This is a genomic window from Streptomyces sp. NPDC102437 (assembly GCF_044765565.1).
Taxonomy (GTDB): Bacteria; Actinomycetota; Actinomycetes; order Streptomycetales; family Streptomycetaceae; genus Streptomyces.
The window spans coordinates 233,850-254,639 of sequence record NZ_JBIWKI010000002.1 but is presented as its reverse complement, the minus strand read 5'-3'; the positions used below and the strand labels follow the sequence as shown (position 1 = coordinate 254,639).

General features: G+C 71.3%; 16 protein-coding genes. 7 read left to right on the top strand and 9 right to left on the bottom strand.

Annotated features, from left to right (window positions below):
* Positions 1 to 33 precede the first annotated feature (33 nt).
* Positions 34 to 1,131, top strand: a complete 1,098-nt coding sequence (locus tag ACIRJP_RS04445; protein WP_404168026.1) for a tyrosine-protein phosphatase — start codon at positions 34 to 36, stop codon at positions 1,129 to 1,131.
* A 33-nt stretch (positions 1,132 to 1,164) separates the two neighbouring features.
* Here ACIRJP_RS04445 and ACIRJP_RS04440 read toward each other — a convergent pair whose 3' ends face one another.
* Positions 1,165 to 2,283 carry an ADP-ribosylglycohydrolase family protein gene (locus tag ACIRJP_RS04440; RefSeq protein WP_404168024.1) on the bottom strand — a complete coding sequence of 373 codons (1,119 nt, stop codon included), beginning with the start codon at positions 2,281 to 2,283 and terminating at the stop codon, positions 1,165 to 1,167.
* Between the two features lie 77 nt (positions 2,284 to 2,360).
* Here ACIRJP_RS04440 and ACIRJP_RS04435 point away from each other — a divergent pair, with 77 nt between their 5' ends.
* On the top strand, positions 2,361 to 2,639 hold the full coding sequence (locus ACIRJP_RS04435; protein ID WP_404168022.1) for a DUF6343 family protein: 279 nt from the start codon (positions 2,361 to 2,363) through the stop codon (positions 2,637 to 2,639).
* 41 nt (positions 2,640 to 2,680) lie between these two features.
* Here ACIRJP_RS04435 and ACIRJP_RS04430 read toward each other — a convergent pair whose 3' ends face one another.
* The 3 genes from ACIRJP_RS04430 to ACIRJP_RS04420 form a co-directional block, all read right to left on the bottom strand.
* Positions 2,681 to 3,049: a tetratricopeptide repeat protein gene (locus ACIRJP_RS04430; RefSeq protein WP_404168020.1), complete on the bottom strand. Its 369-nt coding sequence runs from the start codon at positions 3,047 to 3,049 to the stop codon at positions 2,681 to 2,683.
* A 130-nt stretch (positions 3,050 to 3,179) separates the two neighbouring features.
* Positions 3,180 to 3,785, bottom strand: a complete 606-nt coding sequence (gene coaE, locus ACIRJP_RS04425) for a dephospho-CoA kinase (RefSeq protein ID WP_404168018.1) — start codon at positions 3,783 to 3,785, stop codon at positions 3,180 to 3,182.
* A gap of 42 nt (positions 3,786 to 3,827) precedes the next feature.
* Positions 3,828 to 4,766 carry a PAC2 family protein gene (locus ACIRJP_RS04420; protein ID WP_351255448.1) on the bottom strand — a complete coding sequence of 313 codons (939 nt, stop codon included), beginning with the start codon at positions 4,764 to 4,766 and terminating at the stop codon, positions 3,828 to 3,830.
* 451 nt (positions 4,767 to 5,217) lie between these two features.
* Here ACIRJP_RS04420 and ACIRJP_RS04415 point away from each other — a divergent pair, with 451 nt between their 5' ends.
* Positions 5,218 to 6,180, top strand: a complete 963-nt coding sequence (locus ACIRJP_RS04415) for a right-handed parallel beta-helix repeat-containing protein (protein ID WP_404168016.1) — start codon at positions 5,218 to 5,220, stop codon at positions 6,178 to 6,180.
* 100 nt (positions 6,181 to 6,280) lie between these two features.
* Here ACIRJP_RS04415 and rpsA read toward each other — a convergent pair whose 3' ends face one another.
* Entirely contained in the window at positions 6,281 to 7,792 is a 1,512-nt protein-coding gene (gene rpsA, locus ACIRJP_RS04410) for a 30S ribosomal protein S1 (protein ID WP_072483117.1), read from the bottom strand.
* A gap of 399 nt (positions 7,793 to 8,191) precedes the next feature.
* Here rpsA and ACIRJP_RS04405 point away from each other — a divergent pair, with 399 nt between their 5' ends.
* Entirely contained in the window at positions 8,192 to 9,004 is an 813-nt protein-coding gene (locus tag ACIRJP_RS04405; RefSeq protein ID WP_404168014.1) for a class I SAM-dependent methyltransferase, read from the top strand.
* 55 nt (positions 9,005 to 9,059) lie between these two features.
* Complete coding sequence (hrpB, locus tag ACIRJP_RS04400) at positions 9,060 to 11,567, top strand: ATP-dependent helicase HrpB (RefSeq protein WP_404168012.1); 2,508 nt, start codon at positions 9,060 to 9,062, stop codon at positions 11,565 to 11,567.
* On the opposite strand, the gene ACIRJP_RS04395 is transcribed toward hrpB, so the two are convergent.
* From ACIRJP_RS04395 to ACIRJP_RS04385, 3 genes are all read right to left on the bottom strand, one after another.
* Positions 11,548 to 12,537, bottom strand: coding sequence for a DUF3068 domain-containing protein (locus tag ACIRJP_RS04395; RefSeq protein WP_404168010.1), 990 nt, complete (start codon positions 12,535 to 12,537; stop codon positions 11,548 to 11,550). The genes hrpB and ACIRJP_RS04395 overlap by 20 nt on opposite strands.
* A gap of 56 nt (positions 12,538 to 12,593) precedes the next feature.
* Positions 12,594 to 12,731, bottom strand: coding sequence for an SPW_0924 family protein (locus tag ACIRJP_RS04390; RefSeq protein WP_404168008.1), 138 nt, complete (start codon positions 12,729 to 12,731; stop codon positions 12,594 to 12,596).
* A gap of 143 nt (positions 12,732 to 12,874) precedes the next feature.
* Positions 12,875 to 14,569, bottom strand: a complete 1,695-nt coding sequence (locus tag ACIRJP_RS04385; protein ID WP_404168006.1) for a lytic murein transglycosylase — start codon at positions 14,567 to 14,569, stop codon at positions 12,875 to 12,877.
* 195 nt (positions 14,570 to 14,764) lie between these two features.
* On the opposite strand from ACIRJP_RS04385, the gene ACIRJP_RS04380 reads away from it, so the two are divergent.
* Positions 14,765 to 15,595, top strand: coding sequence for a DUF4184 family protein (locus ACIRJP_RS04380; protein WP_404168004.1), 831 nt, complete (start codon positions 14,765 to 14,767; stop codon positions 15,593 to 15,595).
* A gap of 59 nt (positions 15,596 to 15,654) precedes the next feature.
* Here the strand turns inward: ACIRJP_RS04380 and polA are convergent, their stop codons facing one another.
* Positions 15,655 to 18,366 carry a DNA polymerase I gene (polA, locus tag ACIRJP_RS04375; protein WP_404168002.1) on the bottom strand — a complete coding sequence of 904 codons (2,712 nt, stop codon included), beginning with the start codon at positions 18,364 to 18,366 and terminating at the stop codon, positions 15,655 to 15,657.
* Positions 18,367 to 18,497: 131 nt separating this feature from the next.
* Here polA and ACIRJP_RS04370 point away from each other — a divergent pair, with 131 nt between their 5' ends.
* The gene (locus tag ACIRJP_RS04370; protein ID WP_404168000.1) at positions 18,498 to 20,786 is read left to right on the top strand and encodes an FdhF/YdeP family oxidoreductase; all 2,289 of its coding nucleotides are present in this window, start codon (positions 18,498 to 18,500) and stop codon (positions 20,784 to 20,786) included.
* Positions 20,787 to 20,790 lie beyond the last annotated feature (4 nt).

Here is a 20,790-nt window from a genome sequence, read left to right as displayed (position 1 = left end):
CCACCCCCGACAGGGATGCAGACAAGGAGCACCATGCGTACGCACCGCATCACCCAGGCAGCCGTCGCGGCCGTCCTGCTCGCCGGCACGGTCCTCGTACCGCCCGCCCTCGCCGCCGCACCGGCCGGCGCACCCGCGACGAACGCCGAGGCCCGGGCGCGGGCCGCCGCGGTGCCCTTCACCGCGGCCACCGCCAAGCGCGCCGCCGACGGCGGCTACACCATCTCCTGGTCCTCCGCCGCCCGATCGGTGACCGTCACCGCCGTCACCTCCCCCGACGCCACCACCGGCACCCCGGTGGGCACCGCACCGGGCACCGGTTCACTGACCCTCCCCGCCGCAGCCCTCGCCGAGGCAGGACGCTGGTACTTCCGGCTGGTACCGGACAGCGGCTCCCCGCTCGTCGTCGCCGACCGTTCGCTCGGGATCGGCTCCGCCCGCAACTTCCGGGACATCGGCGGCTACCGCACCACCGACGGCCGCTGGGTGCGCCCGGGTCTGGTCTACCGCTCCAACAAGATCAACAGCCTCACCGACGCCGAGCAGCAGCGCCTGCTCTCCCAGCGCCTCACCCTCGATGTGGACCTGCGCAACGCGGTGGAGCGGCACGACGACCCGGACCGGCTGCCCGCCGGTGTGAAGTACCAGGTCGCCGATGTGGTGTCGCTCAGCCATGGCATCCGCTTCCACGACTCGGCCCTGATGACCCTGGCCGAGGCCATCGCGGCCGGGCTGTTCTCCGGCTCGTCCGACCTCGGCCAGTCCATCGGCTACCCGTTCATGGTCAACTTCGTAGGCGCCGACTACGCCTTCCACGACCTGCTCACTGCCGTCGCCACGAACGACTCCGGTGCGACGGTCTACCACTGCAGCTCGGGCAAGGACCGCACCGGCTGGAGCACCGCCGTCCTGCTCACCCTGCTCGGCGTCCCGCGCGAGACCGTCGAGGCGGACTTCCTCGCCAGCAACGACTACCTGGGCAACCCGAAGGCCGTCGAACCGAGCTGGCTGCGCGCGGCGTTCGACGAGGTGGACCACCTGTACGGCGACTTCGGCACCTACGTACGCGAGGGCCTGAAGATCGACGACGCGACGGTGGCCGCGCTGCGCTCCAAGCTGCTGACCGACTGACGCACCGCGCCCCGGTGCGCTGACGGGGGACCGTCAGCACACCGGGTACCGGCCCTCCGGCCAGGCGACCGCGTGCTCGGACTCCAGGCACAGGTCGTCGGCCACCTCGGTGATCACCGCGCGGCCCTCGGTCACCACCAGCCAGGACGGCGGAAGGTGTACGTCCCCGTGGCGTGCGCCGAGCAGGTTGCCGCAGACCGCTCCCGTGGAATCGCTGTCGCCCGAGTGGTTGACCGAGAGCAGCAGCGCCCCGGCCACCTGATCGGCGCCGGGCAGCACCAGAGCGCAGTACACAGCGATGGCGAGGGCCTCCTCGGCGACCCAGCCGGCCCCCAGCGTCTCCACCTTCTCGCAGGTCGGCGCGGACTCCGCGGCCAGGTCGACGGCGGCCCGCAGCGCCTTCGCCGTCTCCTCGTGCCCCGGGTGGCGGCGCAACAGCTCCATCGCCCTCAGCACGGCGCCCGCCATCGAGTCGCCCTCCAGAAGGTGCGCCACGATCGCGGCCAGGGCCCCGGCCGCGTACGCGCCGGTCGGATGGCCGTGGGTGATCTGCGCGCACCAGTACGCGAGCCGGAAGCTCTCCTCGGCGTCCTGGCCCACCAGCCCGAAGGGGGCGGACCGCATCACCGTGCCGCACCCCTTCGACCCGGTGTTGACGGGGCCGGGCTCACCGAGCCGGTGCGTCGGCTCGGGGACGTGGCCGGTGGCGAGCCCGGTCAGGCAGGCGTTGCCCGGGGCGCGGCGCGCGTACAGCCAGGGCTGCCGCCGGAGCCAGCCGGTCCGGATCGGGTTGTCACCGCCCGCGACAGGTGGCGCGGGGTGGTTCTGGGTGTCCAGCCAGCGCAGGTAGGCGTTGCGTACGAGTGCGGTCTCGGCACCGCCGCTCCCCTTCGACTCCGCCCTGGCATGGGCCCTGATCAGCGCCTCGGCCGTGAACAGGGTCATCTGCGTATCGTCCGTGACCCGTCCGACGACCCCTTCCTCGTCCGGGAGGAGCCCCTGTACGCCGTGCTCACCGTGCGCGCGCCGGATGCCGGCCAGGGACAGGAACTCCACCGGGTTTCCAAGCGCGTCCCCGATCGCCCCGCCCAGCAGGCAGCCCCGCACCCGCGACCTGCGGCCGGTGCGGTCCTCCCACGATGTGCTGTTCACGCGCGATCTCCTCAGTCCGACGTCGATATGTCGCAAAACGCCGCCGCGGGTCCATCCTGGTAGGAGAGGCGATCGCCATGCGTACCGGCAATGAACCGACGACTGCCCGCAGTCCACTGCGGCTGCGGCTCTGGCTGAGTCTATGGGGGCTGGCCTGGGTCGTCTTCGGCCTGACAGCCTTCACGCTGACCGGCCGGCCGGGTTGGGCCGCCGCCTGCGGCCTGCTGCTCCTGCTGGTCCTGGTGGATATGACGGTGATCGTGCACCACATCCACCAGGGCCCGCACTACCAGCCCGGCCGCGACATCCCGCCGTACGAACCCGACCACGGCGGCCGCGGCAGGTACGGGCACTGAACCGGGCCGGGCGGGCGCGTAGCCGCCACGGCACCGTCGTCTCAGTCCTGGGCCGGGAATCGGGCCGCCTTCAGGTACTCCGGGTTCGGGTCGAGCGCGGCGGCCAGCCGGAAGTGGCGGGCGGCCCGGTCGGTGCGGCCTGCTCGCTCGAAGGTGCGGGCCAGCGCGAAGTGCGCGAAGGCGTTGTCCGGTTCGCGCTCCAGGACGAGTTCGAATTCGAGCTCGGCGGGGCGCAGCTGGGCGGCGGCGAAGAACGCGCGGGCGCGCAGCAGCCGGGCCGCGGTGTTCTCCGGATGGGCCGCGATCACCGAATCGAGCAGTTTCACCGCGCCACGGGGGTCGCGCGCGACCAGCAGTCGTTCGGCCGCGCGGAAGTCGATGACGTCGGTCTCCGGGGTCCTCTCGGGCACGGTCTCGTCCTTCCCTTCGTCACCGAGTCCTCGACTCGTCACCGGGTCCTCAACGTCCGGGCGCGGTCCGGTATTCCGGTCCTGTCCGGTGCCGGGCCGCGGCCGGCCGGCCGGTCCGCCGGTGCCGGGGTCAGCGGGCCTCGGCGGCCCGCCCGGTCAGCTCCGACCAGACCTTGCGGACCTGCGGCTCCAGGTTCTCCAGCGGTCCGTCGTTGTCGATGATCAGATCCGCTACGGCCCGCCGCTGCTCCCGGGTGGCCTGGGCGGCCATCCGGGCGCGGGCCTCGGGCTCGGTCATGCCACGCAGCCGTACGAGCCGGTCGAGCTGGGTGTCGGGGCCCGCGTCCACGACGACGACCAGGTCGTAGAGCGGCGCCAGGCCGTTCTCGGTGAGGAGCGGGACGTCGTGGACGACGACCGAGTCGGGGCCCGCGGCCCGCTCCAGCTCGGCGGAGCGGGCGCCGACCAGGGGGTGGACGATCGCATTGAGGGTGGCGAGCCGGTCCGCGTCGGCGAAGACGATCGAGCCGAGCTTCGGCCGGTCCAGGGTGCCGTCCGGGGTGAGGATGCCGGCGCCGAACGCGTCGACGACGGCCGCGAGCCCGGGCGTCCCCGGCTCGACCACCTCGCGGGCGATCCGGTCCGCGTCGATCAGCACGGCTCCGTATCCGACGAGCAGCCGTGACACTTCACTCTTGCCGGCGCCGATCCCACCGGTCAGGCCCACTTTCAGCATGCCCGGCAGCCTAGTACGAGGGGTGACCGGCGGCGGGGCCGGTCAGGCGTCCCCCTCGCGCTCCGCGAGGAACCGCTCGAATTCGAGGCCGATCTCGTCGGCGGACGGGAGGTCCACCGGCTCGGCGACCAGGTTGCCCCGGGTCTCGGATCCGGCGACCGCGTCGTACTGGTGCTCAAGGCCCTCGACGAGCGAGACGAGCTCCTCGTCACCCTGGTCGATCTGGCGGTCGATCTCGGTCTGGGTGCGGTGCGCCTCCGTGCGCAGCGCATGGGCGACACTCGGCAGGACCAGGCCGGTCGCGGCGGTGATCGCCTCCAGGGCGGTGAGCGCCGCGTCCGGGTACGCGGAGCGGGCGACGTAGTGCGGCACATGGGCGGCGACACCGAGGACGTCGTGTCCGGCCTCCATCAGCCGGTACTCCACCAGGGCCTCGGCGGAGCCGGGCACCTGCGCCTCGTCGAAGGGGCTGCGGTGGCCGGGCATGAGGTCCGTGCGGTTGCCGTGCGGGGTGATGCCGACGGGGCGGGTGTGCGGAACGCCCATCGGGATACCGTGGAAATTCACCGCGAGGCGGACGCCGAGGCGCTCGACGATCTGCTCGACGGCGGCGGCGAAGCGCTCCCACTCCACGTCGGGCTCGGGCCCGGACAGCAGCAGGAAGGGCGCTCCGGTGGCGTCCTGCACGACCCTGACGTCGAGCGTCGGGGTCTCGTAGGCGGCCCAGCGGTCACGCCGGAAGGTCAGAAGCGGGCGCCGTGCGCGGTAGTCGACGAGACGGTCGTGGTCGAATCTGGCCACGACCTGGTGCGGCAGCGTTTCGAGCAGGCCGTCCACGATCTGCTCGCCGGTCTCGCCCGCGTCGATGTATCCCTCGAAGTGGTAGAGCATGACCAGGCCGGCCGACTCCTGCGCGAGCGCCATGTCGACGACGGCCAGACCTTTCGGCTCCCATTCGTACAAACTCTGCGGATCAGGCACGGTTACCGCTCCTCCTCGTGTTCCTGGAGAAGAACGTCCGGCAGGGCACATGCATTCCCGGACTGTGCCCTTTCACCGGCCGGTTCATACCCGATCCGACGTGAGAACCCGGGCGCGGCTCCCGAGGCGGACGCCCGTGACGGACGCCCACCCTCCCCCTGGTGATACAGGCGTTGGAGTTCATGTCGATGAACACCTGGACGAGAAAGCCGAGTTCGCGACCGGTCCGGGGCCACCGGGTCCGCACGCGGGCGGGCAACGGGCCGTCAGTTTCCCGTGCACCACACAGGCGTTCCTCCGTTCACCCGGACCACCGATCCACCCCTGCCCATTGGTCCAGACATTGACACCGCCGCACCCCGTCCCTACCGTCACTGGGCAGAAAGTTCAGAGACTCGCCCCACATTCATGTACGAGAACCTCGGACTCCTTCGACGGGAAGGCACCCCCCATGCGCACCCGCACTCTCCTCCCCGCCCTGCTGGCCGCCGCGCTCGCCACCGGCGGCCTCGCCCCCGCCTCCGCCACCACGGCGGGTGCGGCAACGGTCATCGACGTGAGCACCGCCGCCCAGCTCAAGTCCGCCCTCACCGCCGCCGCCCCCGGCGGCACCATCCGGCTCGCCGACGGCACGTACACCGGCAACTTCAAGGCGACCGTCCCCGGCACCGTTTCCGCCCGGATCACCCTCACGGGCTCGGCCAAGGCGATCCTCACGGCTGGTGGTGGCTACGGACTGCACCTCGACGGGGCCTCGTACTGGACGGTCGAGGGCATCACGGTCACCGGCGGCCAGAAGGGCATCATGGCCGACACGGCCACCGGGGTCGTCATCGATTCGGTGACCGTGCACGACCTGGACATGGAGGGCGTCCATTTCCGCAAGTCCAGCAAGAACGGCGTCGTCAAGAACTCGCGGATCTACGACACCGGGCACGACGGCCGCGGCATGGGCGAGGGCGTCTACGTCGGCACGGCCGGCGATCTCTCCGACCGGAGCGACGGGGTGCAGATCCTGCGGAACACGATCGGCCCGGGGGTCGGCGGAGAGAACGTCGACATCAAGGAGGGCACCACCGGCGCGAGGATCATCGGCAACACCTTCGACGGCAGCGGGCTGACCGGCGCCAACTACGACGACTCCTGGGTCGACGTGAAGGGCAATGACGTACTCGTCGAGGGCAACAAAGGCTCCCGTACGACCAACAACGGCTACGAGACCCACACCCAGCAGAGCGGCTGGGGCTGCGGCACCGTCTTCCGTGACAACATCTCGGACCTGACCGGCGCCGAGGGCGACAAGCAGCTCGCGATCAACGTCACCAACTACGGCACGGGCTGCCCGACCACCGTCCACAGCAGCAATACGGTGACCGGCGGCAAGGGCCTGACCAACATCACCGTCACCCCGTAACCGTCGCACGGCGGAAACGAGTGAGGCCCGCTCCCCGAGGGGAGCGGGCCTCACTTTTCAGCTACTGCGGTCGATCATCGACCGGAGGGGGTGCAGAGCGTCAGCTCTGGCCGCCCGCCAGCTTCTCGCGCAGGGCAGCCAGGGCCTCGTCCGACGCCAGGGCGCCGGAGTTGTCCGCGGACTCCGAGGAGTACGAGCCGCCACCGCTGCCGCCGGAGGCAGCCGGGGCGCCACCGGCCGGGGCGGCAGCGCCCTCGGCAGCAGCGGCCTCGTCGGCCTCGCGGGACTTGATGACCTGGGCCTGGTGCTGCTCGAAGCGCTGCTGCGCCTCGGCGTACTGCGTCTCCCACGCCTCGCGCTGGGTCTCGTAACCCTCGAGCCAGTCGTTGGTCTCGGGGTCGAAGCCCTCGGGGTAGATGTAGTTGCCCTGGTCGTCGTAGGACGCGGCCATGCCGTACAGGGTCGGGTCGAACTCGACCGAGGCCGGGTCGGCACCGAAGGACTCGTTGGCCTGCTTCAGCGAGAGGCTGATGCGACGACGCTCGAGGTCGATGTCGATGACCTTGACGAAGATCTCGTCGTTGACCTGGACGACCTGCTCCGGGATCTCCACGTGGCGCTCGGCCAGCTCGGAGATGTGGACCAGACCCTCGATGCCCTCGTCGACGCGCACGAACGCACCGAACGGAACGAGCTTGGTGACCTTACCGGGAACGACCTGCCCGATCTGGTGCGTGCGGGCGAACTGCTGCCACGGGTCTTCCTGCGTCGCCTTGAGCGACAGGGAGACGCGCTCGCGGTCCATGTCGACGTCGAGAACCTCGACGGTGACTTCCTGGCCGACCTCGACAACCTCGGAGGGGTGGTCGATGTGCTTCCAGGACAGCTCGGAGACGTGCACGAGACCGTCGACGCCGCCGAGGTCCACGAACGCACCGAAGTTGACGATCGAGGAGACGACGCCGGAGCGGACCTGGCCCTTCTGCAGGGTCGTGAGGAACGTCTGGCGAACCTCGGACTGGGTCTGCTCCAGCCAGGCACGGCGGGACAGGACCACGTTGTTGCGGTTCTTGTCCAGCTCGATGATCTTGGCCTCGAGCTCCTTGCCCACGTAGGGCTGGAGGTCGCGGACACGGCGCATCTCGACGAGGGAGGCCGGCAGGAAGCCACGGAGGCCGATGTCGAGGATGAGACCACCCTTGACGACCTCGATGACGGTACCGGTGACGATGCCGTCCTCTTCCTTGATCTTCTCGATCGTGCCCCAGGCACGCTCGTACTGAGCGCGCTTCTTGGACAGGATGAGGCGGCCTTCCTTGTCCTCCTTCTGGAGAACCAGGGCCTCGATCTCGTCGCCGACCTTGACGACCTCGTTCGGGTCGACGTCGTGCTTGATCGAAAGCTCGCGGGAGGGGATGACGCCTTCGGTCTTGTAACCGATGTCGAGCAGGACCTCGTCCCGGTCGACCTTCACGATGACGCCGTCGACGATGTCGCCGTCGTTGAAGTACTTGATCGTCTCGTCGATCGCGGCGAGGAAGGCTTCCTCGTTACCGATGTCGTTGACCGCTACCTGCGGGGTGGTGGCGGTGGTCTCGGTGCTGCTCGTCATGTGGGAAAGGGCTCCGGTACGGACAGTGAGTCGTAGGTACTGCTACGCCGGGAGCCCGTATCACCTCTGCAGAAGCCGGACAGCTCGGGAAGCACCGAACCCGCTGGACGGGAGGCGCCTCGTGAACCGAGGGGACATACAACAGATGCGAGCGCGGCCTGCTAGGTCTGAGGCGCGCAGGCTCGCGGCGCAACTTGTAGCATACGGGGGCAGCCGGGCACGGTCAATGCGCGAAGGCGCACACCGGGGGCGCAACGGCTCATATCCGGCACAACTCGTGTTCCCCGAGGCCAGATCGGCCCCGGGAGACAATCCATGGGCACGGGAGCCGTACTCACAGATACCCCCAGGTACCTACCGCGTGCGGCGGGGTGAAGGCAAACTACAACGACGGACACGATGAGCCAAGAGATCTACCCGGCCGAACCCGAGGCGACGCGCCGCGACGCGTCACAGGCCGAGAGCAGCCGGGCCAGTCGCGGCTGGTGGGACCGGAACGCCGACGAGTACCAGAGCGACCACGGCGCCTTCCTCGGCGACGACCGGTTCGTCTGGGGGCCGGAGGGGCTCGACGAGGCGGAGGCCGGTCTGCTGGGCCCCGCCGGCTCGCTGATCGGCCTGGACGTCCTGGAGATCGGCGCGGGCGCCGCGCAGTGCTCCCGCTGGCTCGCCGCTCAGGGCGCCCGCCCGGTGGCGCTGGACCTCTCGCACCGGCAGTTGCAGCACGCGCTGCGGATCGGCGGTGAGGTGCCCCTGGTGGAGGCGGACGCCGGGGTGCTGCCGTTCCGGAACGGCTCCTTCGACCTGGCGTGCTCCGCCTACGGCGCGGTGCCGTTCGTCGCCGACCCCGTGCAGGTCTTCCGCGAGGTGCGCCGGGTGCTGCGCCCCGGGGGCCGCTGGGTCTTCTCGGTGACGCACCCGCTCCGCTGGGCGTTCCCGGACGAGCCGGGGCCCGAGGGCCTCTCGGTCGCGGCCTCCTACTTCGACCGCACCCCCTACGTGGAGCAGGACGAGCGGGGCGAGGCCGTGTACGTCGAGCACCACCGGACGCTGGGCGACCGGGTGCGGGACGTGGTGGCCGGGGGCTTCCGGCTGGTCGACCTCGTCGAACCGGAGTGGCCCGCCTGGAACCGCCAGGAGTGGGGCGGCTGGTCCCCGCTGCGCGGAAACCTCATCCCCGGCACGGCGATCTTCGTCTGCGAACGGGACTGAACCGGTACCGGCACCGGGGTACGGGAGCGGGGGCGGGCCGTACGAGACTGGGGGCGTGATCCGTACCGACGCCCTGGACCAGTTGCCCGTACGCACCGCTGTGCCCGCCCTGGAGCGGGCGCTCGACGACCGCGGTGTCGCGGTGCTGTGCGCGCCGCCCGGCACCGGCAAGACGACCCTCGTCCCGCTGGTCCTGGCCGGTCTGGCCGGCGGCGGTCCGGTGCGCCGGGTGGTGGTCGCGGAACCGCGGCGGATCGCGGCACGGGCGGCGGCGCGGCGGATGGCGTGGCTCATCGGGGAGCGGGCCGGCGGCCGGGTGGGGTTCACGGTCCGCGGGGAGCGGGTGGTGGGGCGCGACACGGTGGTGGAGGTGGTGACCACCGGGGTACTGCTCCAGCGGCTCCAGCGCGACCAGGAGCTGGCCGGGGTCGACGCGGTGATCATCGACGAGTGCCATGAGCGCCATCTGGACGCGGACACGGTCGCCGCGTTCCTGCTCGACGTGCGGGAGGCGATCCGGCCCGATCTGCGGCTGGTCGCCGCGTCCGCGACGACGGACGCGCAGGGCTGGGCACGGCTGCTGGGCCATGCCCCGGTGGTCGAGGCACAGGGGGTCTCGCATCCGGTGGAGGTGGTCTGGGCGCCGCCCGCCGCTCCGGTGCGTCCGCCGCACGGGATGAGGGTCGATCCGGCGCTGCTGACGCATGTGGCCGCGACGGTGCGCCGGGCGCTCGCGGAGCGGGACGGCGACGTGCTGTGCTTCCTGCCGGGCGTCGGCGAGATCGGCCGGGTCGCGGGGCAGCTGGCCGGGGTGGCCGCCGAGGTGCTCCAGGTGCACGGGCGGGCTCCGGCGGCGGTCCAGGACGCGGTGCTGGCCGGGTCGTCCGGCGAGGGGCGGCGGGTGGTGCTGGCGACCTCGGTGGCGGAATCGTCCCTCACGGTGCCCGGGGTGCGGATCGTGGTCGACTCGGGGCTGGCCAGGGAACCGCGCACCGATCACGCGCGGGGGCTGAGCGCGCTGACGACGGTACGGGCCTCGCAGGCGGCCGGAAAACAGCGGGCGGGCCGGGCCGGGCGGGAGGCCCCCGGGGCGGTGTACCGGTGCTGGCCGCAGGCGGAGGACGGGCGGCTCGCCCGGTTCCCGTCCCCGGAGATCAAGGTCGCGGACCTGGCGGCGTTCGCGTTGCAGGCGGCGTGCTGGGGCGATCCGGACGCCTCCGCTCTGGCGCTGCTCGACCCGCCGCCCGCGGGTGCGATGAGCGCGGCGCGCGAGGTGCTGACGGCGGTCGGCGCGGTGGACGCGGAGGGCCGGGTGACCGACCGGGGCGTACGGATGTCCCGTCTGGGCCTGCATCCTCGGCTGGCGCGGGCGCTGCTGGACGGCGCCGACGAGGTGGGCGGGCGGCGGGCCGCCGAGGTCGTGGCGCTGCTGAGCGAGGAACCGCCGAGGGAGTACGGGGACGATCTGGCGGCCGCGCTGCGTGCCGCCCGGCGGGGCGGGGACGGGTACGCGGCGCGCTGGCGGCAGGAGGTGCGGCGGCTGTCCTCGTTCGTCGCGGACGCGGGCGAGGGGTCCGGGCCGGACGACGCGGCCGTGGGCCTGGTGGCCGCGCTGGCGTTCCCGGAGCGGGTGGCACGGGCCCGGGATGAGGGCGCGTTCCTGATGGTTTCGGGGACGGGTGCGGAGCTGCGGGACGGATCGGGGCTGCGCAGCGCGCCGTGGCTGGCGGTCGCGGTCGCCGACCGGCCCGCGCACTCGGCGTCCGCGCGGGTGCGGCTCGCGGCCGTCATCGACGAGGACACGGCACGGGTGGCCGCCGGGCATCTGCGGTTCGCGGGCGAGGAGGTCCACTGGGCCGGCGGCGACGTGGTGGCCCGCCGGGTGGAACGGCTGGGCGCCGTCGAGCTGTCGGTGCGCCCGCTGAAGCAGCCGGCACCGGAGCTGGTGCGTGGGGCGCTGCTCGAGGGGCTGCGGCGCGAGGGACCGGTACTGCTGCGCTGGACGCGGGAGAGCGAGCAGTTGCGGGAGCGGCTCGCGTTCCTCCATCGTGAGCTGGGCGACCCCTGGCCGGACGTGGCGCGGGACGCGCTGCTGGAACGTACCGAGCAGTGGCTGGAGCCCGAGCTGTCCCGGGCCCGGCGGCGCTCCGATCTGGCGCGGATCGACGCGGGGCAGGCGCTGCGGCGGCTGCTGCCGTGGGCGACCGGCGAGGCGGTGCGGCTGGACGAGCTGGCGCCGGAGCGGATCGAGGTGCCGAGCGGTTCCCGTATCAGGGTGGAGTACGGCGGGGCACAGCCGGTGCTCGCGGTGAAGCTCCAGGAGCTGTTCGGTCTGCGGGAGACCCCGCGGGTGGCCGGGGTGCCGGTCCTGGTCCACCTCCTCTCCCCGGCCGGCCGGCCCGCCGCCGTCACCGCCGATCTGGCGTCGTTCTGGCAGGACGGCTACCGGGCCGTACGGGCGGAGCTGCGCGGCCGCTATCCGAAGCACCCGTGGCCGGAGGACCCCACCACGGTGGAGGCGACCCGGTTCACGAAGGCGCGGCTCAAGCGGGAGCAGGAGTAGGGGCGGGGCCCGGTGTCGGGTCCGGGCGGCGGGATCGGGCCTCCAGCCACAGGGCGAGGGCGAGCAGTCCGGCACCGAGGACCAGGAAGCCCCAGGGCAGGTACGAGGTGAGGAGCAGGACCAGCAGGCGCTGGGACTTGACCAGGTCGACGATCGATTCGACGTAGTCCGGGCGCATCTTCACATGCCCGGCGAACACGGTCATGGTGTCCTGCGGCATGCCCATCTTCTTGGCGTTGCGCAGTTCCTCCTTGTGGATCTCCTCGCCGTTGACGGGTGCTCCGGTGACCGGGTCGATCCAGAACATCCGCTTGGTGGTGTACCAGCGGGTCATGCCCGTCTTCGCGATCTGTTCCGTGGTGACGCCCTTGATCGGCATCTTCTTCGGCATCGGGACCTTGGTCCACGGGATCGTCTGCTCGAAGTAGTAGACGTCCATGCCGTGGAAGGTGCGGGTGCCCTTGTAGTGGATGGGCGAGCTGGTGCGGGTCTGGGCGTCGAAGTACTCGTAGTCGCGCTTCTCGGTGAGGAAGGGCCACTTGAACTCGATGCCCTCGCGCCGGACCGGGTCGCCGTCGACGGATTCGCCGGTGGCGTGGACGGGGGCCTGGCTGTGGGCGTCGAAGATGTAGCGCTCGGGGATCTGGGAGACCATCTTGCCGTCCGGGCCGGCCACGAAGCTGAGGGCGTCCCAGACGACGACGTCGCGTCCGGCGCTGCGCTCGATCTTCTCGGACTCCTCGACGTTGCCCTTGAGGGTCTGCACGATGGTGACCTTGGGGACCGTCTTCACCTTCATGTTGTCGTTGTAGTCGAGGAGGGTGGCGGGCTTCGCCTCCAGCACCGTCTCCTGGTACTGGCTGGGCGGGATCTTCGCCAGCCTGGGGAAGGCGTACCAGCGCATCAGTGGCGACATGGCGGCGAAGAAGACGGCGAATGCCAGGAGTACGAGGCTGGCTCGGCGGCGCATGTGGGTGCCCTCCCTCGGCTTCGGTTGCTTCCGGTGGTCAGTGCCGGTGAGGGGCACTAGTTCTTGGGGCCCGGGATGGTGGTCAGCAGGGGTTCGGGTGAGGTCTCTCCGGGCGGGGCGCCGATCGCCGTGATGGTGAAGACGAGCGCGAGGGCTGCGGCCAGCCCGATGGCGGCGGCGACGAGAGCACGCATGCCGGTCCTCCCGGAGAGCATGTATCTGATGGGTCGTCAGGATTGGGGCACCGTAGCAACGCGGGCGCGAGATGAGAACACGTAGAACAGCCCCTCTGCCGGGTGGTGGCGGAGGGGCTGCTGCGACGTGCGCAGGAGCGGGGTCAGGCGGCGGGCGTCCCGGACGGCTCGGGCGTCCCGGAGGGATCGGACGCCGCGACCTTCAGCTCGACGACGACCGTGGCGCCGCCCTCGGTGGTGAGGCGCAGCTTGTAGGTGCCCGCGGTGCCATCGGCGTAGATCACGGGCAGCTTCAGGGTGCCGTCGGCGCCGGTCTTGAGCCCCGTGAGGGTACGGACCGTCTTGCCGTCGGCGTCCTTGAAGTAGGGGCCCTTGTCGTTCTCGGCCGGCTTCTCGGCGTCGGTGATCATGGTGGCGGTGACGGCGACCCCGGACGCGATCTCGCCCTTGTAGGTGGCCTTGACCTCGACGGTGTCGGCGAACTCGGCACCGGGCGCCGCGGTCAGCGCCTTTTCGTCGGTCCTGGCGATCGCGTCGGCCTGGCGGGCGGTGACGGTCGCGTCGTAGGTGACGGGGGTCAGCGAGCGGCCGGTGGCGGTGGCCCGCACCGTGAACTTTCCGGCCTTCTTGCCCGCCTTCAGCACCGGGGCGGTGACCGTTCCGTCGGCGCCGGTCCGGAGGGTGACCGCCTTCTTCCCGCCGTCGAAGGCGGCGTCGGTGTCACCGGCGACGGTGAAGGTCACGGACACCTTGGCGAGCGGGCCGCCGAGGCTGTTCTTGGCCCGCACCTTGATCCGCTCGGCGAAGGCGTCGCCCGCGGTGGCCGCGAGTGTGCCCGTACCTGCGTTCTCCACGGCCGCGAGGGTCTCGGACGGCGTGGGGGTGGGGGTCGGCTCCGGGGTCGGGTCGGTCGATCCGCCGCCACCGGGCTTCGAGGGGCCGGGGCTCGGCGTCGGCTTTCCGGGGCCGGACGGGGAGGGCGACGGGCTCGGGCTGCCGGTGTCGCGGTCCGCACCTGAGCCAAGACCGGGCGGCACGGCGCCGGTTCCGTCGGGGATCTCGTGGGTGCCGCGCTTGTAGTAGTCGAACCACGAGCGGACGGTACGCAGATAGGCGTCCGAGTGGTTGTAGCTCAGGACCGCCCGGTCGAGGTCCGCGGCGAGGGACAGATCGCGGGAGCCGGCGCAGAGGTAGCGTCCGGCGGCGAGCGCCGCGTCGTAGATGTTGTTGGGGTCCTTGCGGCCGTCGCCGTTGCCGTCCTGGCCCCAGGTCGCCCAGGTGGACGGGATGAACTGCATCGGGCCGACGGCGCGGTCGTGGGTCGAGTCCCCGTCGTACGCCCCGTTGTCGGTGTCCTTGATCATGGCGAAGCCCCGGCCGTCGAGGACCGGGCCGAGGATCGGCGAGAACGTGGTGCCGTTCGCGTCGACCCGGCCGCCGCGGGCCTGACCGGACTCGACCTTGCCGATCGCGGCGAGCAGCTGCCAGGGCAGCCGGCAGGCGGCGTCGCTGCCGGCGACGGTCTGCTCGGCCTTCTTGTACGCGGCCAGGATCGAGGCCGGGATGCCGGATTCGGCGCTGCCCGTGACGGGCAGATTCGTGGACGTGCCCGGCTTGTTGGGGGTGTTCAGCGGGGGCAGATCCGTGTAGTACGGCGAGTTGCCGGTGGCCGCGCTGTCGTCGGGCGGAGGTGCCGCCCCGGTGGCCTGCGGGTCGTCGCTCCCGGTGACCAGCGTGGCGCCCGGGGCCCCCGAGGCGGAGAGCGCCGCCACGGCAACGGCGGCCACAGCGGTGGTGGTCGCCCCCTTGCGAAGCCGGCGACCGAATTGCGCTGCCATAACTCAGGCCCCTCCCCTTCGAGAAAGTCCCCGCTCCCCAGCGACAGGACTCAGGCGACCCTACGGCAACTTGTGCCGCCGGGACACTGTGCACTGACCGGTTCTTACCTGTTTTTCACGTTCCCGACAGCAAGTTGTACGGCGGCCTACGGACGGGGCACGGCAGGCCTCGGCGGCTCACGCATACTTGCCGCCATGCCGTTCACACTGAGTCATGCCGCCGCCGTGCTGCCCGGGATGCGGCGGGACGGGACGGCGCGTGGGCCGCTGTTCGCCTCGGCCCTCGTCGCGGGTTCGTTCGCCCCCGACATCACGTACTACGCGGACACCGCGATCCCCGGCGCCATGGAGTTCGGGCAGGTCACCCACTCGGTGTGGGGTGTGTTCACCGTCGATGTGCTGATCACCGCGGCCGTGGTGGCGTTGTGGCTGCTGCTGCGCGAACCGCTGGTGGCGCTGCTGCCGGGCAGCTGGCAGGGGCGCGTCCACGCGTTCGTACGGGGGCGGCCCGCGGCCCGGGGTGTCCGGGCGGCCGCGGGGTTCGTGGTGTCGGCGATGATCGGGGCCGCCACCCATGTCTTGTGGGACGCCTTCACCCATCACGACCGGTGGGGTGTGCGCCTGGTGCCGGTGCTCGACGGGAGCGTCGGCGGATTCCCGGTGTTCCAACTGGTGCAGTACGGCAGTTCGGCGGTGGCCCTGGCGGTGCTCACCTGGTTCACGGCGTCGGGGCTGCGCGGGACCGGCGTTCGCCCGGTCCCGCCGTCGGTGCCGGTACTGGACCGGCGGGGCCGGTGGGCGGCGGGGGTGCTGCTGGGCGTCTGCCTGCTGCTCGGCGTCGTCCACCGGTGCGCGCGCTGGTACGCGTACTTCGGGCACATCGACACCCCGCTGGACATCATCCCGACCGCCTGCTTCGGGGCCGGGGCGGGGCTGGCGGTGGGTCTGGTGCTGTACGGGGCCTGGATGCGGCTGCGGATGCGGCGACCGCGCCCTGCCGAACGCGCGGTCGCCGAACGCGCCTGACCCGGATACCGGGACGGGCCGGGGCGGCATGCCCCCGCCCGTCCGCCGCCCTCGCGCGGTCAGTGCGCCGCGGACTCCCAGTCCGTGCCGACGCCCACCGAGACATCCAGCGGGGCGCGCAACTGCACGGCCGTCGACATCTCGTGGCGCAGGATCTCCTCCACCCGCGCCCGCTCGCCCTCGGCGATCTCCAGCACGATTTCGTCATGGACCTGGAGCAGCATCCGGGACTTCAGCTTCGCCTCGGTCAGCGCCCGGTCGACCTGGAGCATGGCCACCTTGACGATGTCCGCGGCCGTGCCCTGGATCGGTGCGTTGAGCGCCATCCGCTCGGCCATCTCGCGGCGCTGGCGGTTGTCGCTGTTGAGGTCGGGGAGGTAGCGGCGGCGGCCGAAGACCGTCTCCGTGTATCCCGTGGTCCTGGCCTCCTCCACCACCCGGTGCAGATAGTCACGCACCCCGCCGAACCGCTCGAAGTAGGTGTCCATCAGGCCGCGCGCCTCGCCCGCCTCGATGTTCAGCTGCTGGGACAGGCCGAACGCGGAGAGCCCGTACGCGAGTCCGTAGCTCATCGCCTTGATCTTGCGGCGCATCTCCGGGTCGACGGCCGACTTGTCGACGCCGAAGACCTGCGAGGCGACCGTGGTGTGCAGGTCCTCGCCGGAGGTGAACGCCTCGATCAGGCCGGCGTCCTCGGAGAGGTGGGCCATCACCCGCAGTTCGATCTGGCTGTAGTCGGCCGTCATCAGCGTCTCGAAGCCCTCGCCGACGACGAAGCCGCGGCGGATGGCCCGGCCCTCGTCCGTACGGACCGGGATGTTCTGCAGGTTGGGGTCGGTGGAGGAGAGCCGGCCCGTCGCCGCCACGGTCTGGTTGAACGTGGTGTGGATACGGCCGTCCGCCGCGATCGTCTTGATCAGGCCCTCGACCGTGACCCGCAGCTTGGCCTGCTCACGGTGGCGCAGCATGATCACCGGCAGCTCGTGCTCGGTCTGCGCGGCGAGCCAGGCCAACGCGTCGGCATCCGTGGTGTACCCGGTCTTCGTCTTCTTCGTCTTCGGCAGGCCCAGCTCACCGAAGAGGACCTCCTGGAGCTGCTTGGGCGAGCCGAGGTTGAACTCACGGCCGACCGCGGCGTGCGCCTCCTTCACCGCCTGCTGGACCGCACCGGCGAACTGCTGCTCCATGCCTTCCAGATGGGCCCGGTCGGCGGCGATGCCGTGCCGCTCCAGACGGGCCAGCAGCGCGGACGTCGGCAGCTCCATGTCGTGCAGCAGCCCGGCCGCGCCGACCTCCGCGAGCCGCGCGGTGAACGCGTCGCCCAGGTCGAGGACCGCGCGGGCCTGCGCCATCAGGGACTCGGCCTCGGCCTGATCGTCCGCGCCGAAGGCCAGCTGCCCGTCGGACGCCGCGGCGGGAGCCAGCTCACGGCCCAGGTACTCCACCGCCAGCGCGTCCAGCGCGAAGGAACGACGGCCGGGCTTGACCAGATAAGCGGCCAGCGCGGTGTCCATCGTGACGCCTTCTACCTGCCAGCCGTGCTCCGGGAAGACCCGCATCGCACTCTTCGCGTTGTGCATGACCTTGGGCCGGTCCGCGTCGCCGATCCACGCGGCGAACGCCTGCTCGTCGGCCTCGTCGAGCGCGGCCGGGTCGAACCAGGCCGCCGCCCCGTCCGCCGCCGCCAGCGCGACCTCGGTGACCGCGCCACTGCCCACCGCCCAGGTGTCGACCGTGGCCACACCGAGCGGCCGCCCGCCGTGCTCGGCCAGCCACGGCGCGAGCTCGCCGGCGCCCAGCACCGCACCGTCCAGCTCGACACCCGCGGCGGGCACCGGCGCCTCGTCCTCGGCCGCGCCCGGGTCGACGGCCAGCAGCCGCTCGCGCAGGCTCGGGTTACGGATCTCCAGGACGTCCAGCACGCCCGTGACCGCCGTGCGGTCGTACGGGGCACGCTCCAGGTCCTGCGGGGTCTTCGGCAGCTCCACGTCACGGACCATCTCGGTCAGCCTGCGGTTCAGCCGCACCGCGTCCAGGTGATCCCGGAAATTCTGCCCGGCCTTGCCCTTGACCTCCTCGGCCCGCTCGACCAGCTCGGCGAACGAACCGAACTGGTTGATCCACTTCGCCGCGGTCTTCTCACCCACACCGGGGATGCCCGGCAGGTTGTCCGACGGGTCACCGCGCAGCGCCGCGAAGTCCGGATACTGCTGCGGCGTGAGCCCGTACTTCTCCTCGACCTTCGCCGGGGTGAAACGCGTCAGCTCCGAGACGCCCTTCGTCGGGTACAGCACCGTGATGTCGTCCGTGATCAGCTGGAACGAATCCCGGTCACCGGTGACGATCAGCACCTCGAAGCCGGCCGCCTCGGCCTGCGTGGCCAGCGTGGCGATGACGTCGTCCGCCTCGAAGCCGTCGACCGCGAAACGGTCCGCGTGCATCGCGTCCAGCAGCTCGCCGATCAGCTCGACCTGCCCCCTGAACTCGTCCGGAGTCTTCGAGCGGTTCGCCTTGTACTCCGGGAACTCCTGCGAGCGCCAGGTCTTGCGGGAGACGTCGAACGCCACCGCGAAATGCGTCGGCGCCTCGTCACGCAATGTGTTCGCGAGCATCGACGCGAAGCCGTACACCGCGTTCGTCGGCTGCCCCGACCCTGTCGTGAAATTCTCCGCAGGCAGCGCAAAGAACGCCCGGTACGCCAGGGAGTGCCCGTCCATCAGGAGCAGGCGCGGTCGGTTGTCTGCCGTCTTCTTCGATGCCGTCTCAGCCACGCCCCCGATCCTGCCACGGACCACTGACATTCCCGACCGGCCCGGCACACCCTCTCCCCGTCGGTGCCACGTGTCAGCGCCGCGTGACAGGATCTGAAGCGGAACACCGGCAGCTCAAAGGGGAGCACGCAATGGCCACCAAGCCGCCCACAGGAGATCCGGTCCAGGACGCGCCGCGGATCGGGCCGGCCCAGCACGCCGCCGCCGGGCTGCCCGCCGTCGCCCACAGCCTGCTCGTCGCACAGCAGCAGATGGGCATGCGGCGCACCGCGCAGACCCTCCTCAAGGTCAACCAGAAGAACGGCTTCGACTGCCCCGGCTGCGCCTGGCCCGAAGGCGACAAGCGGCACACGGCCGAATTCTGCGAGAACGGCGCCAAGGCCGTCGCCGAGGAAGCGACGCTGCGCCGGGTCACCCCCGACTTCTTCACCGCGCACCCCGTCGCCGACCTCGCCACCCGCAGCGGGTACTGGCTGGGCCAGCAGGGCCGGATCACCCAGCCGATGTACCTCCCCGAGGGTGCCGACCGGTACGAGGCGGTGACCTGGGAGCGCGCCTTCGACATCATCGCCGAGGAGCTGCGCGCCCTCGGCTCCCCCGACGAGGCCCTCTTCTACACCTCGGGCCGAACCAGCAACGAGGCCGCGTTCCTGCTTCAGCTGTTCGCCCGCGAATTCGGCACCAACAACCTCCCCGACTGCTCCAACATGTGCCACGAGTCCTCCGGCTCCGCGCTGACTCAGACCATCGGCATCGGCAAGGGCAGCGTCTCGCTGGAGGACCTCCACCAGGCGGACCTGATCATCGTCGCCGGGCAGAACCCCGGCACGAACCACCCCCGCATGCTCTCCGCCCTGGAGAAGGCCAAATCGGCCGGAGCGAAGATCATCTCGGTGAACCCGCTCCCCGAAGCCGGCCTGGAGCGGTTCAAGAACCCGCAGACCCCGCTCGGCATGATCAAGGGCGCCGCGCTCAACGACCTCTTCCTCCAGATCCGCATCGGCGGCGACCAGGCCCTCTTCCGGCTCCTCAACAAAATGATCCTGGAGACCGACGACGCCGTCGACGAAACCTTCGTACGGGAGCACACCCACGGTTACGAGGAGTTCGCCGCCGCCGCCCGCGAGGCCGACTGGGAAGAGACCCTCACCGCCACCGGCCTCGACCGCCGGACCATCGAAGAGGCCCTGGCCATGGTCCTCGCCTCGAAACGCACCATCGTCTGCTGGGCCATGGGCCTCACCCAGCACAAGCACTCCGTGCCGACCATCCGCGAGGTCGTCAACTTCCTGCTCCTGAGGGGCAACATCGGCCGCCCCGGCGCCGGGGTCTGCCCGGTCCGCGGCCACTCCAACGTGCAGGGCGACCGCACCATGGGCATCTTCGAGCGCCCCGCACCCGCCTTCCTCGACGCCCTCGACGCGGAATTCGGGATCACCTCACCGCGCCACCACGGCTACGACGTCGTCCGCTCCATCCAGGCCCTGCGCGACGGCGACGCCAAGGTCTTCTTCGCCATGGGCGGCAACTTCGTCGCCGCCACCCCCGACACCGACGTCACCGAGGCCGCGATGCGCCGTGCCCGCCTCACCGTCCACGTCTCCACCAAACTCAACCGCTCGCACGCCGTCACCGGCACCCGCGCACTGATCCTGCCGACACTGGGCCGTACCGACAAGGACGTCCAGGCGAGCGGCAAGCAGTTCGTCACCGTCGAGGACTCCATGAGCATGGTCCACGCCTCACGCGGCAACCTCGCCCCCGTCGGCCCCCACCTGCTCTCCGAACCCGCCATCGTCGCCCGCCTCGCACGCGCCGTCCTCGGCCCCGGATCACGCACCCCCTGGGAAGAGTTCGAGAAGGACTACGCGACGATCCGCGACCGCATCTCCCGCGTCGTCCCCGGCTTCGAGGACTTCAACGCCCGCGTCGCACGCCCCGGCGGCTTCACCCTCCCGCACGCCCCCCGCGACGAACGCCGCTTCCCCACCACGACCGGCAAGGCCAACTTCACCGCCGCCCCCGTCGAATACCCCGAACTCCCCGAAGGCAGACTGCTGTTGCAGACCCTGCGCTCCCACGACCAGTACAACACCACCATCTACGGCCTCGACGACCGCTATCGCGGCATCAAGGGCGGACGCCGCGTCGTCCTGGTCAACCCCGAGGACGCCCACGCCCTCGGCCTGACCGACGGCGCGTACACCGACCTCGTCAGCGAGTGGAAGGACGGTGTGGAGCGCCGGGCCCCCGGCTTCCGCGTCGTGCACTACCCCACCGCCCGGGGCTGCGCCGCCGCCTACTACCCCGAGACCAACGTGCTGGTCCCCCTCGGCTCCACCGCCGACACCAGCAACACCCCGGCCAGCAAGTCCGTCGTCGTCCGCTTCGAGAACACCACCGCGGACCGGACCGAGTGACCGA